The sequence below is a fragment of the Candidiatus Paracoxiella cheracis genome, from assembly GCF_049348705.1.
Classification (GTDB): Bacteria; Pseudomonadota; Gammaproteobacteria; order Coxiellales; family Coxiellaceae; genus Paracoxiella; species Paracoxiella cheracis.
In genome coordinates this window covers 819,702-835,712 of the sequence record NZ_CP186485.1, presented here as the reverse complement: position 1 = coordinate 835,712, position 16,011 = coordinate 819,702, and the positions used below count along the sequence as shown (strand labels likewise).

Sequence of the window (16,011 nt, the reverse complement as noted above, 5' to 3'; positions counted from 1 at the left end):
GGGCTTTTTTTATGGCTAACTAGCAATCTAAAGGCGAGCGTTATAGAATGCGCCGATGAAAAAGCTCTATATCAAAACCCACGGCTGCCAGATGAATGAGTACGACTCCTCCAAGATGTTGGATGTGCTTAGAGCCTCTCATGGCCTGGAGCTGACGAACACCCCCGACCAGGCGGATGTTATCTTGTTAAACACCTGCTCCGTGCGAGAGAAGGCTCAGGAAAAAGTCTTTTCCGAGCTCGGTCGTTGGCGCCCGTTTAAAGAGAAACGCCCTAATGTGGTCATCGGTGTCGGTGGCTGTGTGGCAAGCCAAGAAGGTGATGCTATTCTCAAGCGCGCCCCCTTTGTGGATATTGTGTTTGGCCCACAAACACTCCATCGGCTACCTGAATTGTTAAATGAGGTGCTCGATACAAAGCGATCCAAAGTCGACATCACTTTCCCCGAAATCGAAAAATTTGACCGCTTGCCCGAACCCAAAGCCGAAGGTCCCACGGCTTTTGTATCGATCATGGAAGGCTGCAGTAAATATTGCACATTTTGCGTCGTGCCTTATACACGTGGTGAAGAAATCAGTCGACCGTTTGACGACGTCATTGCAGAAATTGTCAGTTTAAGCGAACAAGGTGTTCGTGAAATTACATTATTGGGTCAAAACGTCAATGATTATCGCGGATTAATGCACGACGGCCAAATTGCAGATTTAGCACTACTCATTCATTATGTCGCGGCTATCGATGAGATTGAACGAATTCGTTTTACGACTTCGCATCCGTCTGCCTTTTCCGATAATTTAATTCAAGCATATGCAGAAGAACCCAAATTAGCGAACCACTTACATTTACCCGTACAAAGCGGATCCGATCGCGTTCTCGCTGCCATGAAGCGAAACTACACAGCACTGGAATTTAAATCTAAAATTCGCAAACTACGAAAAGTTCGTCCAGACATCAGCATCTCTTCCGATTTTATTGTCGGCTTTCCCGGGGAAACCGATGAAGACTTTGAAGCAACGATGAATTTAATTCACGACATTGGCTTTGATCATTCCTTCAGCTTTATTTATAGCAAAAGGCCTGGCACTCCAGCCGCCTCACTGCCTGATGATGTCCCACTCGAAAAGAAAAAAGAGCGCCTTGCGATTCTTCAAAACCGAATTAACCTTAAGGCGATGGACATTAGCGAGTCGATGGTAGGAACGATTCAACCTGTACTGATCACTGGCCCTGCAAAAAAGAATCCTAAGCAACTGAGTGGACGCACGGAAAATAATCGCGTGGTAAACTTCTATCCACCCGAAATTCTCGATGGCGATAAAAGATTGATCGGCAGCATAATGCCGATTAAAATCATAGAAGCAAGGCCCAACTCGTTGTTTGGTGAAGTAATATAATTGCTGGAAGCCTCGGGAACATTCAACCTTGAGGCAAGGTGACTAAAAAAGGATAGCTTATTGGAACCCTCTGAATCAACCCGACATATCACTTTAACTCCCGACGACAACGCACGTCTAGCAAAACTATGCGGACAATTTGACGAGAACCTTCATTTAATTGAGCGCCACCTGGGTGTTGAAATTAATAATCGTGGTAACGAATTTAACATTATTGGAATTCCAAACTCCGTTGATAAAGCTTGCGAAGTCCTGAAAGAATTGTATAAAGACACCGCTCACAAACGATCTATCACTGCCAATCAAATTTTAATGCACATACGCGCTACAGATTATACAAAATCTGACGAATCCAAAGCTGAAAAATTAGGCGGTTTCCAATTAAATATTGAAGAAATGCGTGTAAAACCACGTACCCCAAATCAACAGCATTATTTAAAAGCCATTCAAAAATACGATATTAATTTTTCGATCGGACCCTCCGGCACCGGTAAAACATTTTTAGCTGTGGCAAGTGCTGTCGCAGCATTAGATAAAGAAGAAGTCACTCGCATCGTGCTAACACGCCCTGCTGTGGAAGCAGGTGAAAGTTTGGGTTATTTACCAGGAGATCTCACCCAAAAAATCGATCCCTACTTACGTCCTCTTTACGATGCGCTATTTGAAATGTTGGGGCTCACAAAAGTCCATCAAATGCTAGAAAAAGGCATTATTGAAATTGCACCGCTTGCCTTCATGCGCGGGCGCACACTAAATGACTCTTTCATTATTTTAGACGAAGCGCAAAATGCCACTAAAGAACAAATGAAAATGTTTTTGACGCGCATTGGTTTTGGATCTAAAGCCGTCATTACCGGTGATATTACACAAACCGATTTACCGAAAAAAACAGAATCGGGTCTACGGCATGCCATTACCTTGTTACAAGATATTGAAGAAATTCAATTCACTTTTTTTAAATCCAATGACATCGTGCGACACCCTGTCGTGCAACGCATCATCGAAGCCTACGAAGAACAAGATATTCCATGAGTATTGTTATTGAATTACAAAATAATACAACGTCTGAAGAAATTCCATCATTATCACAATTCACACAATGGACTCAAAAAACCTTAAGTATGGTGCCAAAATCAACGGATGAAAATAAAATATCACTGACGATCCGTATCATTGATGAAGCAGAAAGTGCATCACTCAATCAAACGTATCGTCAGAAAAAAGGCCCGACAAATATTTTGTCGTTTCCAGATGATCCCATCCCTGGATTTATTTCCGACTCACTCGGCGATTTAGCCATCTGCGCTCCACTCGTTTTACAAGAAGCCAACGCACAACATAAACAAACCGAAGCACACTGGGCACATTTACTCGTCCACGGTGTCTTGCATTTATTGAACTATGACCACATAAATGACGAAGATGCCGAGGTGATGGAAGCGCTGGAAATTAAAATCTTGGAAAAACTGGGCTATAACAACCCTTACGAGTAGGCTTGTATCATGCTATAATGACCCCGTCAAAATGAATGACAAGGCTAGCCTTTATCGATGAAAACGATCATTTAGCAATGGAAGGTGTGCGTGATCCCACCTTTCTCAAAGGAACACTCATTCCCTGGATCATTTGTTTACTCGCCATCATATTTTATTTTTACGATTTCTTTTTACGCGTCACTCCCAGTGTCATGATTCAGCCGCTCATGAAACAATACGGTGTTGGTGCTACCGAAATCGGCTTTATTTCTGCTTTTTATTATTACGCTTATACCCCGTTACAGCTTCCTTCCGGCGTTGTTGTCGATAAATACAGTATTAAATGGACATTGACACTATCAGCATTATTATGTGCCGTCGGCACGTTAATCTTTGCCGCTTTTCTCAATTTGACGGCAGCCTTCATCGGGCGTGCATTGATGGGCATCGGCTCAGCATTTGCCTTTATTGCCGCCTTAAAACTTGCAGCGGTGTGGTTACCTAAAAAATATTTTGCCTTTTTTAGCGGCCTTGCCACCAGTTTTGGCGTGCTTGGAGCCATCTCTGCCGACACCGTTTTATCGCGCATGGTCGTCAAGCTTGGCTGGCGTGATTCTGTTTTTATTACTTCCATTATTGGCTTCATTCTCGCTGTGTTAATTTTCCTTGTTGTGCGCGACAGACCCACTTGGATGGTTCGCATGCCAAGAAGCTATCATACTTGGCGTCGCACCGGGGGACGTCTATTAGGCCTCGTAAAAATGTGGCGATTTTGGGTGAATGGCGTTGTGGGAGCATTTCTTTTTACACCCGTGTCTGTGTTTGCATCGTTATGGGGTGTCGCATTTCTGATTCATAGTTATAATTTGGCAGCCGCTGAGGGTGCCACCGCCGCTTCCTTAATCTTTATTGGTACTGCGATTGGCAGCCCCTTAGCAGGCTGGTTTTCGGATGCTATTCGTAGCCGACGTCTACCAATGTTTATCGGTACTCTAGCAACCACAGCCATATCATTATTGCTAATTTATATGGGCAGCTTATCTGCAGTTACTGTTTTTATATTGTTATTTTTATTAGGCCTTTTTGCGGGGCTCGAAGCGTTAGTATTTGCTATCGCTCGAGAAATCAGTCCGCCCCGTTCGACAGGCATCTCCACTGCAACAACCAATTTTATTGTGACGCTCAGCGCCGCCATCTTTCAACCTTTAACAAGCGTGTCGCGATGCTCGTGATAGATTATTGCCATCCCTGTCAATACTCGACTCGCAATACGCGACAACTTAAATAGCCGCGGACGTCCTCGTCGCCCGCGCTCCGCGACCTCACGGCTCGACTACGCACGGGCTCTCAAATGACTTGACGGCTCGTAAAGATTTTTTGCAGTCGCTTACGCTCGGCAAAAAATCCGAGCCTACCGCGGAATACGCGCCTTCGCTTCGCTCTCCATGGCGCGCATCGTTGGTTATTTACTTGAGCTGCATTGGACAGGAACGAAAACAGCTACGGGCATCCCCTTTTACACAACACAAGATTATCGATTCGCCTTATTCATAATACCACTGGCATTATTTATAGCATTTTTACTCACATTTTTTATCCCTAGAACACGGTGTCGTAATATCTATAGAGATCCCATTCGGTATTACGGTGACGCCATTGATGAGAAGGCTCGCTAGTCTATGGAAGATACAGCAGTAAATGACTACGAAAGAGACCCCTCTTTCATTAAAGGAATGTTGATCCCATGGATCATCTGTTTGCTCGCCGCCCTTTTTTACGCTTATGATTTTTTCTTACGCGTTACGCCCAGTGTCATGATCCATCCTTTAATGAAAGCCTATGGTGTCGGTGCTACACAAATCGGCTTGATTTCTGCATTTTATTATTACGCTTACACGCCACTGCAAATACCAACTGGCATTATTATTGACCGATACAGCGTACGCTGGACATTAACCCTTTCCATTATACTGTGCGTTATCGGCGCGGTGATATTCGCCTCATTTGTCAATCTTCCTGCGGCTTACGCCGGACGAATATTAATGGGAATCGGTTCAGCATTTGCATTTATCGGTGCTTTAAAACTTGCCGCACTTTGGCTACCTCAAAAACAATTTGCCTTATTTAGCGGCATTGCAACCGGACTCGGCACGATCGGTGCCGTTTCTGCTGACACCATTTTGTCACGCATGGTCATTTCTTTTGGCTGGCGCTATTCCGTTTATATTACTGCCATTATTGGATTCGTTTTAGCGATATTCATGGTATTAATTATTCGTGACAAACCACATTGGGTGAAATCCGTTCCCAAAAGTTATCAAAGTTGGTCTTTTATGATGAAACGGATGCTCGAAATCTTAAAAAATTGGCATTTCTGGATGAATGGTATCGTGGGTTGTTTTTTATTTTTGCCTATTAATGTTTTCGCATCATTGTGGGGAGTTGCGTTTTTAATCCAAAGTTATCATTTACCACCTGCCGATGGCGCAACAGCGGCCTCATTGATTTTTATTGGTACTGCGGTAGGTAGCCCCATCGTGGGCTGGATATCGGATACGATGAAAAGCAGACGCCTCCCGCTTTTTGTCGGCATCATTGTAACTCTTGCCCTAAGGATAATATTAATTTATGTGAATAATTTATCCGAAGTCACTATATATGTTTTACTCTTTCTAATCGGTTTATTTGTCGCACCTCAAGTATTGGTTTTTGCAATTGCACGCGAAATCAGCCCACCACGCACAACCGGTGTTGCCACAGCATCCACTAATTTTTTGGTGACTGTTGGCGCTGCCATTTTCCAACCGCTCATCGGTTTGCTGTTAGATATTCAGTGGAAAGGCACGCTGACGACTACCGGCGTCCACCTTTACTCTATCCAAGCGTATCGATATGCCTTACTTGTCTTGCCAGCCGTTTTAGTTATATCATTCATCCTGACCTTTGCCATACCCAAAACACCAAGCGTGTCGCGATGCTCGTGATAGATTATTGCCATCCCTGTCAATAATCGACTCGCAATACGCGACAACTTAAATAGCCGCGGACGTCCTCGTCGCCCGCGCTCCGCGACCTCACGGCTCGACTACGCACGGGCTCTCAAATGACTTGACGGCTCGTAAAGATTTTTTGCAGTCGCTTACGCTCGGCAAAAAATCCGAGCCTACCGCGGAATACGCGCCTTCGCTTCGCTCTCCATGGCGCGCATCGAAAGATGTTGCTATAATTACTTTATGAACGATGATGACCCTCACCCACATAAATCTTGGCTAGAACGTCTAAGCCACGCCTTACTACGAGAGCCCCAAGATCGAGAGCAGTTGAAAGATCTTTTGCGTGATGCCAAAGAGCGCGAGCTTTTGGATCAAGAAGCATTACGCATGATCGAGGGTGTACTTAAGGTGTCCGAAATGAAGGTTCGCGACGTCATGATTCCACGGGCTCAAATGGCAGTCGTCGAACACGATGCAACACCGCAGCAGGCTCTGCCCATCATTAAAGATTCTGCGCATTCCCGATTTCCGGTGATTCGTGAAAGTCGTGATGATGTTATCGGCATCTTGTTGGCCAAAGATTTACTGCAATACACGGTCGAAGAAAAACAAGCTAATGTTCAAATGAAAGATTTAGTGCGCCCTGCGGTATTTATCCCGGAAAGCAAGCGGCTGGATGTCTTGCTAAAAGAATTTCGCATGAATCGCAATCATATGGCAATCGTTGTCGATGAATATGGCGGTGTCGCTGGGTTGATTACTATCGAAGATGTGCTGGAGCAAATCGTCGGTGATATCGAAGACGAGTACGATATCACCGATGAAGAACCGGATATTAAGCAGCTTAATCAAAATGAATTTACCATAAAAGCATTGACACCGATCGATGAATTCAACGAATATTTTGGCACAGAAATCAATGATGAAGATTTTGATACCATTGGTGGTTACATCATGCAACAATTTGGTCACATGCCAACTCGTGGCGAATCTATCATGATTGATTCGTTTAAAATTACTGTCGTCTTAGCGAGCAAACGCCGAATGCAGTTATTGCGATTAACGAAAGTAGCTCATGAAGCATCTAAATAATGTACTATTAATGTTACTAGCATTAATTGCAGGCGCACTATTGCCGCTTGCCTTTGCTCCATTTCATGCGTATCCACTCGCTTTTATTTGCCCAGCCCTTTTACTTTTTGTCTGGCTGCGCTCAACCCCTTGGCAAGCTTTTTGGCGCGGTTGGTTATTTGGCATTGGCTTGTATGCCGTCGGAGCATCGTGGGTTTACATCAGCATTCATGTTTACGGTAAATCTCCCGCACCCCTGGCGGGACTCATCACCGCGCTCTTCATATTAATCATGGGAGTTTTTCCCGCGACACAAGGCCTTTTATTCACTTGGCTATTTAAACGCACGCGTCTGGCAATCAAATGCCTACTCGTATTTCCAGCCATGTGGGTATTATGGGAATGGTTACGTACGTGGGTATTCACCGGCTTTCCATGGTTATTCTTAGGGTATAGTCAAATAGACTCCATTTTACGAGGGTATGCGCCATTATTTGGCATTTACGGCGTTTCGTTGATCGTTACGTTTATCAGTGCGTGTTTGTTACTGTTGTTTATTCACAAAAACGTCAAACTTAAAATCGCGTGCGTTGCTTATATTATTATTTTATTGGGCATCGGCGCTGGTTTTTCAAGTTTCCATTGGACCAAACCCGTTGGCAAAACGCTAAAAGTCAGCCTGGTGCAAGGCAATATTGCCCAAGGCATGAAGTGGGATACCAATTATTTGTTACATATTTTTAAAGTTTATAAAAATGCAACGGAACAACACTGGGATAGCGATATCATCATTTGGCCCGAAGCTGCCATTCCTATCACGCAACAACAAGCCCCGGTCTTTTTTGATTTAATGAGCAGCGAAGCCAAACAGCATGATACTGCTTTGATATTAGGAATTTTTACGGCAAATGCTGAGACACGCCAATATTATAATAGCATGATTGTGCTCGGCAATGGTCATGGCACGTATTTGAAACGCATGCTGGTTCCTTTTGGCGAGTATGTCCCGTTGCAAACGATATTCTTACCGCTCATGAATTACATCAATATTCCCATGTCGGATTTATCGCCCGGACCTTGGAAGCAACCCACGTCGTACGCGGGTAACATACCGATCGCGCCTTTCCTTTGTTATGAAATAGCCTATCCTATCGAGGTGCTTGATTCCGTGCGCAATAAACAAATCATTGTCGCCATCAGCGATGATAGCTGGTTTGGTAATTCCATCGCCTCACCCCAACAGTTGCAGATTGCACAAATGCGCGCACTCGAAACCGGCCGCTATTTGCTTTACGGCAATAATACAGGCATTACGGCTATTATTGGCCCTAGCGGCAAGTTACAAAACGTCGCCCCCATTAATCAACGCCTGGTATTAACCGGCAACGCGCAAGCAATTACCGGCAAAACCCCTTTGATGCGATGGAATTATTATCCGATTTTAGCCCTAATTGTGCTATTCTTAATACTCGGGTTTGTGCTTTAGTAAATTTAAACCGTATCATTTATATTAATACACATCTACAGCTTTGGTTTATTTGCATATCATCACTATCACTAGCATAACCATTATCCGGTGATCTAAAAATACCAGCAGAATATTTACTTTTTCCTGCCTCCTCATTTTTTACTGTTTGCCTTTCTTGGTAAGTCAGACCCAAAATTTTATTTAAAATGGCAAGGCAAATTAAAACCCTAACATTAGGATTGTCGTAAGAGTTTCTTAGTAATTCTATTAAATCATTGCAATCTTTCTCGTAAGGCTGGCGTTTGTATTCAATACTATTTTCATTGTTTAATTCTATCATTTTAGATATAAATTCCAATTGAGCAATCGCTTTTTTTATATCTTCAGATGTTTTGGGCACTAATTTTTCTAAAATCTTTTCGGCTTCTTTGGTAATTTTATCTTGAGCTTCAAGAGAATCAGACATACAAATAATCCACCTTTGGTAAAATAATAAAAAAATTTATAGTGAAAATTAGTCTACCAGGGAATTATTAAAAAATATTGACCTTCCCCCTAAACTAGTACCAGGACACCGATGAGATATTCATGTTAAGCAGCCTGTTTCGCAAATTCAATAGGCGGCATATAATTTAATTGTAGAACTCTCGACTTGATCTGACAGTTGAGATTTATCGGACATATTTTCTGTCCGATAGATCGGATTCTAATTACTCCTCTACCAGTTGCGTGTCGTGATTACTGTGCGCCTTATTCAATTCATCTGCCGACACGCTTGGAATAGTTTTACATAGTTTATCTAATTCTTTTTCTTGTGCCAAATGCTTTGCATCAAGAAAAGTTTGCATGGGTGTTTTTCCATAACAACGCTCGCCGGAATGGGGCCTGACCTCATTATATGTTTTGATCCACGCATCAACGTCTTGTTGTAATTCTTCTAGGGAACGATATATTTTTTTTCGAAAAGCAACATCATAAAATTCTTGTTTAATCGTTTTATGAAAACGTTCACAAATACCATTGGTCTGCGGAGAACGTGCGCGTGTTTTCGAATGGTCAATGTCTTCAACTGCTAAATAAAGTTGATAGGCGTGGTTCTCAATTTTTCCACAATATTCCGTCCCGCGATCCGTGAGCATACGCAGCAATCGGATACCTTGCTCATTAAACCATGGCAATACACGTTCATTTAATAAATGAGCTGCCGTCATCGCTGTTTTCTCCGTGTATAACTTCGCAAAAGCGATTCTGCTATAGGTATCGACAAAAGTCTGCTCATAAATACGGCCAACGCCCTTCATCGTGCCAACATAATACGTATCCTGAGAACCTAAATAACCTGGGTGTTCTGTTTCAATCTCGCCGTGCGCTTCTTTTTCTCGTTTTGATTTTTCTAATGCTTGTCATTGTTCTTCCGTTAATAACATACCGTCTTGCGCCGATTTCGCTTCAAGCGCTTTTAGTCGCTTCTTAAAAGTCTCTAGATCATTACGTAGCCACACCGAACGAACTCCGCTGCTCGATACGATAATGCCTCGCGCCAGTAATTCATTGGCCGCACGTGCCTGACCTAACGCTGGGTTTTCAATAGCCAAAGCAATTACCGCTTCTTCTACATGTAACGGCACTCTATTTTTTTCATTCGGTTTCTTCTTACTCATATCATGGAGTGCTTCTTCGCCACCATTTTCATAAAGTGTTTTGAAACGGTAAAAACTGTCGCGTGAATAACCCATAACCTTGCAGGCTTGTGAAACATTTCCCAATTGTTTAGACAGCTCTAGTAAACCTAATTTGGGTTTGATAATCTTTTCGGATACACTGGTCATAATGACACTCCTCGTGTTGGTTGTTTAAGGTTGGTCAATTAAATTTTACTCTAACTGACCAGGAGTGTCAGATCAAGTCTGAAGGTTTGCAATTTAATGAACTGTGTGGTCTTTTAGTATTGTAGTGCTTTCTCCATTGGTTGATTTCATGTCGGGCTTCTTCAATTGAACGAAACCAGTGTTGATTTAAACATTCGTTGCGGAACTTGCCATTTAAGCTTTCAACAAACGCATTCTGAGTTGGCTTTCCAGGTTGAATGAAAGCAAGCTTGGTTTTGTTTTCCCTGGACCAAAAGAACATTGCTTTGCTTGTAAACTCTGTACCATTATCACAAACAATTTGTTTTGGCAGCCTGCGTTGCTCACTAAGCTCTGCTAGGAAGCGTGCCACCTGACGTCCTGATATAGAAAATGCTGTTAGCTGGCCAATAAGTTCACGATTAAAATCATCGATAATGTTTAGCACACGAAAACGCCTTCCATTGGCCAGCTGATCGTAAACAAAATCCATCGACCAACGCTCATTTCTCTGAGTCGGTGATGACATCACTTTGGACTTTGGATAAATTTATAAAAATAATTAAAAATTGCTTGACATAGAAACCGAAAAAAAATTTTACGTTGTAAACAACGTTTGTTCGAAAAAATAAAATAAGGAACAAACGATGTTAGCGACAGAAAAACTAAAACAATTCCGTACATTCCTCTACAACATCTTCCCCGCGCGACGCGATGCCAATATGAATTTACTCGATGCCCTTTCAAGCCATGGCCATCGCTGCAAAACACCCATAGAATTATGTGAATCGCCATACTTTGAACGTGAATACAGTAGTATTACCGATGCGATTAGCGATGGTTTGTCGGTAGCAAATTGTTGGGATAGCATGATGAAAATACAATATGAACATGTGAGTCATAGCGATGACCGTGTGATCATTATTGCGGATACGACACCACAGTCGCGTCAAAGTGCACACTGTGTTGAAGATCGCCATGTGGTTTACAGCCCTAATCCAGCACCGGGTAACAAACCGATTACCATTGGACATGAATATTCAACGGTATCACTATTGCCCAATGATGGTGCAGCTCAAGAAAAGCATTGGTTAGTTCCACTGGATACGAGGCGCGTTAAAAGCGATGAAAAAGGCAATGTAGTTGGGATGCAGCAAATTAACCGTTGTATTGCAGACTTAGCGCTTACTCATAAATTGGTGGTTAGCGTGGCTGATTCAAAATATGGTACAGAAGCTTGCCGTAAACTGGTTAGCGAAAATCCCAATTGGGTACATCTTTTCCGTTTTAACAGTACCCGTAATGTTTTCGCGCCCGCATCAATAGAAGATAATACCTCAGGAAGTATAAAACGCTATGGTGATGCGATGAAACTAAACGACAGCACGACTCACCGTGAATCCGATGAGATTGTGCAGCAACCCATTACAACCCGCAGTGGCAAAACTTACCAATTGGAGATTAAAATATGGCGTGACCAATTACTGCGTGGTTCAAAGCAATTTAAAGGACAAGCGTGTCGCGATGCTCGTGATAGATTATTGCCATCCCTGTCAATAATCGACTCGCAATACGCGACAACTTAAATAGCCGCGGACGTCCTCGTCGCCCGCGCTCCGCGACCTCACGGCTCGACTACGCACGGGCTCTCAAATGACTTGACGGCTCGTAAAGATTTTTTGCAGTCGCTTACGCTCGGCAAAAAATCCGAGCCTACCGCGGAATACGCGCCTTCGCTTCGCTCTCCATGGCGCGCATCGTATGAGCATCCTGTTACTGTTGTGCAATTGGTTGCGGTTGATGCTAACGGTAAATCTTTATATAAAAATCCACTCTGGTTAGGACTCGCTGGTGAACGACGTAATGAAATCACAGCATTAGAAGCCTATCACTATTACGATAGACGCTATGACATTGAACACTACTTTCGTTTTGGTAAAGACAAACTGTTATTTGACCGATACCAAACACCGGATGTTAAGCACGAAGAAGATTGGTGGCGGATGACAGCATTAGCGTATACGCAACTTTATCTAGCGAGGAATCTTGCCCCGATTTTACCGAAAAAATGGGAGCGGTATTTGCCGAGCTTCCAAGTGGATAACGAAAAACCATCAATAACTGCGACCCCTTCACAAACGCAACGGGGTTTTTCTACGGTGCTTGATACCGTTGGCACGCCTGCTAATCTCTGCAAACCACGCGGTAATCCGCAAGGCAGAACCAAAGGTGATACGCAGGGGAAACGCACGCGACATCCTGCTATTTTCAAAAATAGCAACTCAAAAATTAAAACGATTCAGAGGACTGAAGAAAAGACGCAAAACTCAGACCCTGAAAAAATAGAGGATTTGATTGGGATAGTAAAATCATGGTTGGATAAAATAAATTTTACACCTGAGAAATTCTACGAATTGCTGCAAAAAACAGCTTAAGATTTAGAAACTCACATTTTTTGATTATTGTCCTAACTGGCAAGGGATTTTATTTATCCAAAGTCCAAATCACTAATCGTAGTCGCTGTATTTTTTTACGCTTTTTTGTACGCACCTGGAGCTTTTCTTCTTTGTAAATCCGGTAGGTTTTTTTCTTATTCATGACAAGCCCCTCTGCTTTTAAGAGGCTGTGAAGCATTAAATAACCATACCGAGAATACTGAGCTGCCAATTCTTTTAATCGAGCTCTAATCAACTCGTCTCGTCGCTTTTTGGTCCGTAACGGTAAGCCGTTCGACTTAGCCCGACTAGCTTGCAGGCCATTCGTTCACTCAGCTTAAAGGCGCTCATTAAGTGACAAACAACCTGCTTCTTGCTAGCAGGCGTTACCACTTTTTTGAAACAACATCCTTGAGCGCTTCATTTTCTAACATCTTTTCAGCCAGCAGCTTTTTTAACTTATTGTTCTCGGACTCCAGCTCTCGCAGGCGCTTAGCTTCGTTAACCTCTAGGCCAGCATACTTGCTACGCCAATTGTAAAAAGTACCGCCAGATATGCCTAAGCGACGGCACAGGTCTTCCACCTTAGCGCCACTTTCATGCTCTTTGATCGCTTTAATGATTTGTTCTTCTGTATAACGTTTTTTCATGTTGAGATCTCCTCGGTCGTAGAATAATTGGAAATCTCATCCATGTCATGGTGTGGTAATCCCCCCATTTTTAGGGGTGTAAAATAGTAGAATTTGTTATGCTGCTTGAAGCAGCTTTTGCCTTGGCGTTATTCCACCAAGCGCCCTATTAGGTCTTTCGTTATTATAATGCCAGAGCCAACGGGTGGCTTTTTGTTGAACCTCCTCTATCGTTGTAAAAATATCTTGGTTAAGCCAGTCATATCGCACTGTTCTATTAAAACGTTCAATGTACGCATTTTGTTGGGGTTTTCCAGGCTGAATATAAAAAAGCTCAATACCTTTCTTTTCTGCCCATTCCATTAGCTTACCGCTAATGTATTCAGGTCCATTATCGCAGCGCAGCGCAATCGGTTTGCCTCGCCACTCAATGATTTGATTAAGGGCTCGTATCACGCGATCAGCTGGAAGCGATAAGTCAACATCAATCCCAAGCCCTTCTCGATTGTAGTCATCAATAACATTAAACAAGCGGTAGGATCTTTGGTCGCCCAGTTGATCATGCATAAAGTCCATAGACCATACTTGGTTTACTGAGTCTGGAGTGCATAGCGCTTCTGGTTTACGTCGCATGAAGCGTTTTTTAGACTTTATTCTTAGATTTAACGCTAGTTCTCGATAAATGCGGTAAACACGTTTGTGGTTCCAGGCAAAGCCTTTGACGTTACGTAAGTATAAAAAGCAAAGTCCAAAACCCCAGTTAAGCCATGTGCTCGTTAGCCGAATAAGCCAGTCTGCAATCACTGTATTTTCATCCGATACTAGCGGCTCATAACGATAGCATGTTTCACTAATAGCAAATGCCTTGCAAGCAACTCGGATGCTTACTTTCTTATTCTTAACGCAATTCCTTGCCATCTCTCTGCGCTGAGATGGCTTTACCACTTTTTTTGCATAGCCTCCTGAATGATCTCGGCTTTTAAGCGTTCTTCAGCATACATTTTTTTCAGGCGACGATTTTCCTCTTCAAGCTCCTTTAAGCGCGTCATCATGGATGCATCCATCCCACCATACTTGGCTCGCCACTTATAGAACGTGGCATTGCTTATACCATGCTCTCGGCACAGATCGGGAACGGGTGTTCCACCTTCAGCTTGCTTCAGTATCGAAATGATTTGGCTGTCTGGGTACTTCGATTTTTTCATCTTGAATCTCCTCTGTTTAGTTTACGAGAAAATTCTACTTTTAAGTACCTCTAATTTGTGGGGGGATTACCGTGTTAATTTTGGGGGAAAGGTCAATATTAAGGGCATCTCTAGAAATTTATTTTTGCTAATTAAATAGCGTTCAATTGCGGCAGAGAGCTCGGCTAGCCAAGCAATTGAAACTCATTACATTTTATTTTTTGAATTCGGGTCAGACTGCGGTGACACAAACTGAGGAATATTTTGTGGACGCTGTGAGGCAGGCCAAGACTTCAAATGTGGCGTCGGCGATGGCACTTCACCGTTCATAAAAATCAAACTGGGATCGGCAATCATCACGCCTTCACGAACTTGATTCGCACGTGCTGAAAGTGGGCTCGCAAAACCTATTTTATTTTTACTTTGCGAAAAATCAGGATACTCCGAAAACAACTGCTCGATACGATAATCAATACCACTTAACTTTGTTAAACCAAACAAATTTCCAAACTGTTGGTAAACCGAAAACATATTGACAGGCACTTCGACATGTAAATCGACATATTGTTTAAAAATGGCGCCCTTTTCAATAAAAACGCCTTGCTGTGTCACATGCACGCAAGCATTGGAAGTGTTAACTTTTACTTCCCCTCTCGCGATACTGTTTTTTAGCCACTCAAAAAAACGATCACCATAAATTGTTGCAGGCGACTCCTCCATCGCCACTGTTACCGCAGGCAACGACTCCATCAATAAATTTTCTGGCGATTTATGCTTGAACAACTGAATCGTATGCGCAACGCGCCCAACACCTTCTGCGTCATCACCCAACAAGGCATCCAACCAATCTGCAAAAATCTGCGCATCGCTGCTTATCCATGCGAATCCTAGTTTGGGCAATAACTGTCTTGCAAGCATCGGTGTGACGGAATGACTGATACGATGGTATGTCGACGATAACGGTATTATTTTATAAAATTCTGCTTCTTGATCACTCTCCAATGAACCTTCAAAGGGCTCCCATACTTTAGCCGTGGCACCTTCTTCATCGGTAATAAATACTTTTTGATTGACGACAACATTCGCCACATCTCTGAGTACTGCTGCCGTAAATACGGCATATCTTTCAAGCGGAGATGCATCTTTATAACTAAGTGTTAACTGCTGCAATAAATTAATGCCACGAAGCAGACCATCATTCATTAATCCACATAAGGGGCTATCATTTTGCGTCGGTAAGACCTGCACGAATTCAACAAAGCTGTGAACAAATTTTTTGTAAAGCAGCTCAAAGTGCTCTTGTGGAAGCTTACAAAACTCACGGAGTTGTTGAAGAAAGAACTGATGTTTTTTATCTGCCAATAGCGAAGGGGCTGGAAATACAGGTATACGCTTGCCAGGTTTATAACCCTGAACCTTGAAAGTTTTGGTCTTGTCTGTTGTGCCTTTTGTAAACACTGAATCCCATCCTGGAAGCAATTTTCTCTCCGAGAACCACTGTTAATCAAGATGTTCC

Annotated in this window: 14 protein-coding genes and 3 pseudogenes; 11 read left to right on the top strand and 6 right to left on the bottom strand. The window is 42.9% G+C overall.

Annotation, left to right across the window (positions count from 1 at the left end):
* Positions 1–55 precede the first annotated feature (55 nt).
* The 9 genes from miaB (at position 56) to lnt (ending at position 8,418) form a co-directional block, all read left to right on the top strand.
* On the top strand, positions 56–1,393 hold the full coding sequence (miaB, locus tag ACJMKR_RS04410) for a tRNA (N6-isopentenyl adenosine(37)-C2)-methylthiotransferase MiaB (RefSeq protein WP_423063943.1): 1,338 nt from the start codon (positions 56–58) through the stop codon (positions 1,391–1,393).
* A 60-nt stretch (positions 1,394–1,453) separates the two neighbouring features.
* Positions 1,454–2,425 carry a PhoH family protein gene (locus ACJMKR_RS04405; protein ID WP_423063942.1) on the top strand — a complete coding sequence of 324 codons (972 nt, stop codon included), beginning with the start codon at positions 1,454–1,456 and terminating at the stop codon, positions 2,423–2,425.
* The gene (ybeY, locus tag ACJMKR_RS04400) at positions 2,422–2,886 is read left to right on the top strand and encodes an rRNA maturation RNase YbeY (protein WP_423063941.1); all 465 of its coding nucleotides are present in this window, start codon (positions 2,422–2,424) and stop codon (positions 2,884–2,886) included. The genes ACJMKR_RS04405 and ybeY overlap by 4 nt, the downstream gene beginning before the upstream one ends.
* Positions 2,887–2,921: 35 nt before the next feature.
* Positions 2,922–4,100 carry an MFS transporter gene (locus ACJMKR_RS04395; protein ID WP_423063940.1) on the top strand — a complete coding sequence of 393 codons (1,179 nt, stop codon included), beginning with the start codon at positions 2,922–2,924 and terminating at the stop codon, positions 4,098–4,100.
* 124 nt (positions 4,101–4,224) lie between these two features.
* Positions 4,225–4,422, top strand: coding sequence for a hypothetical protein (locus ACJMKR_RS04390; RefSeq protein WP_423063939.1), 198 nt, complete (start codon positions 4,225–4,227; stop codon positions 4,420–4,422).
* 260 nt (positions 4,423–4,682) lie between these two features.
* Positions 4,683–5,852: an MFS transporter gene (locus tag ACJMKR_RS04385; protein ID WP_423063938.1), complete on the top strand. Its 1,170-nt coding sequence runs from the start codon at positions 4,683–4,685 to the stop codon at positions 5,850–5,852.
* A 124-nt stretch (positions 5,853–5,976) separates the two neighbouring features.
* A complete protein-coding gene (locus ACJMKR_RS04380) occupies positions 5,977–6,105 on the top strand; it encodes a hypothetical protein (protein WP_423063937.1) in 129 nt (42 codons plus the stop codon).
* Entirely contained in the window at positions 6,102–6,953 is an 852-nt protein-coding gene (locus ACJMKR_RS04375; RefSeq protein WP_423063936.1) for an HlyC/CorC family transporter, read from the top strand. The genes ACJMKR_RS04380 and ACJMKR_RS04375 overlap by 4 nt, the downstream gene beginning before the upstream one ends.
* Positions 6,937–8,418, top strand: coding sequence for an apolipoprotein N-acyltransferase (gene lnt / locus ACJMKR_RS04370; protein WP_423063935.1), 1,482 nt, complete (start codon positions 6,937–6,939; stop codon positions 8,416–8,418). The genes ACJMKR_RS04375 and lnt overlap by 17 nt, the downstream gene beginning before the upstream one ends.
* A gap of 19 nt (positions 8,419–8,437) precedes the next feature.
* Here the strand turns inward: lnt and ACJMKR_RS04365 are convergent, their stop codons facing one another.
* From ACJMKR_RS04365 to ACJMKR_RS04355, 3 genes and pseudogenes are all read right to left on the bottom strand, one after another.
* Positions 8,438–8,866, bottom strand: coding sequence for a hypothetical protein (locus ACJMKR_RS04365; protein WP_423063934.1), 429 nt, complete (start codon positions 8,864–8,866; stop codon positions 8,438–8,440).
* A gap of 244 nt (positions 8,867–9,110) precedes the next feature.
* Positions 9,111–10,229 (bottom strand): annotated as a pseudogene (locus ACJMKR_RS04360) (IS481 family transposase).
* 67 nt (positions 10,230–10,296) lie between these two features.
* Positions 10,297–10,779 (bottom strand): annotated as a pseudogene (locus tag ACJMKR_RS04355) (integrase core domain-containing protein); the annotation flags it as partial.
* Positions 10,780–10,894: 115 nt separating this feature from the next.
* Between ACJMKR_RS04355 and ACJMKR_RS04350 the strand changes: the two are divergent.
* On the top strand, positions 10,895–11,833 hold the full coding sequence (locus tag ACJMKR_RS04350; RefSeq protein ID WP_423063933.1) for a transposase: 939 nt from the start codon (positions 10,895–10,897) through the stop codon (positions 11,831–11,833).
* Positions 11,834–11,905: 72 nt separating this feature from the next.
* Entirely contained in the window at positions 11,906–12,682 is a 777-nt protein-coding gene (locus tag ACJMKR_RS04345) for a hypothetical protein (protein ID WP_423063932.1), read from the top strand.
* A 67-nt stretch (positions 12,683–12,749) separates the two neighbouring features.
* Here ACJMKR_RS04345 and ACJMKR_RS04340 read toward each other — a convergent pair.
* The 3 genes and pseudogenes from ACJMKR_RS04340 to ACJMKR_RS04330 all read right to left on the bottom strand — a co-directional run.
* A pseudogene (locus ACJMKR_RS04340) lies at positions 12,750–13,332 on the bottom strand (transposase); the annotation flags it as partial.
* A gap of 96 nt (positions 13,333–13,428) precedes the next feature.
* A protein-coding gene (locus ACJMKR_RS04335; RefSeq protein ID WP_423062609.1) for an IS3 family transposase occupies positions 13,429–14,516 on the bottom strand; the annotation gives its coding sequence in 2 pieces (ribosomal slippage) (positions 13,429–14,264 and positions 14,264–14,516; 1,089 coding nt in all).
* A gap of 186 nt (positions 14,517–14,702) precedes the next feature.
* Entirely contained in the window at positions 14,703–15,953 is a 1,251-nt protein-coding gene (locus ACJMKR_RS04330; RefSeq protein WP_423063931.1) for a conjugal transfer nickase/helicase domain-containing protein, read from the bottom strand.
* Positions 15,954–16,011: the final 58 nt, after the last annotated feature.

What these genes read in the sequence shown, in the direction of transcription:
- miaB (WP_423063943.1), top strand. Translation starts at nt 56, where the DNA reads ATGAAAAAGCTCTATATCAAAACCCACGGCTGCCAGATGAATGAGTAC.
- ACJMKR_RS04375 (WP_423063936.1), top strand. Translation starts at nt 6,102, where the DNA reads ATGAACGATGATGACCCTCACCCACATAAATCTTGGCTAGAACGTCTA.
- ACJMKR_RS04395 (WP_423063940.1), top strand. Translation starts at nt 2,922, where the DNA reads ATGACAAGGCTAGCCTTTATCGATGAAAACGATCATTTAGCAATGGAA.
- ACJMKR_RS04350 (WP_423063933.1), top strand. Translation starts at nt 10,895, where the DNA reads ATGTTAGCGACAGAAAAACTAAAACAATTCCGTACATTCCTCTACAAC.
- ybeY (WP_423063941.1), top strand. Translation starts at nt 2,422, where the DNA reads ATGAGTATTGTTATTGAATTACAAAATAATACAACGTCTGAAGAAATT.
- ACJMKR_RS04385 (WP_423063938.1), top strand. Translation starts at nt 4,683, where the DNA reads ATGATCCATCCTTTAATGAAAGCCTATGGTGTCGGTGCTACACAAATC.
- ACJMKR_RS04365 (WP_423063934.1), bottom strand. Translation starts at nt 8,866, where the DNA reads ATGTCTGATTCTCTTGAAGCTCAAGATAAAATTACCAAAGAAGCCGAA.
- lnt (WP_423063935.1), top strand. Translation starts at nt 6,937, where the DNA reads ATGAAGCATCTAAATAATGTACTATTAATGTTACTAGCATTAATTGCA.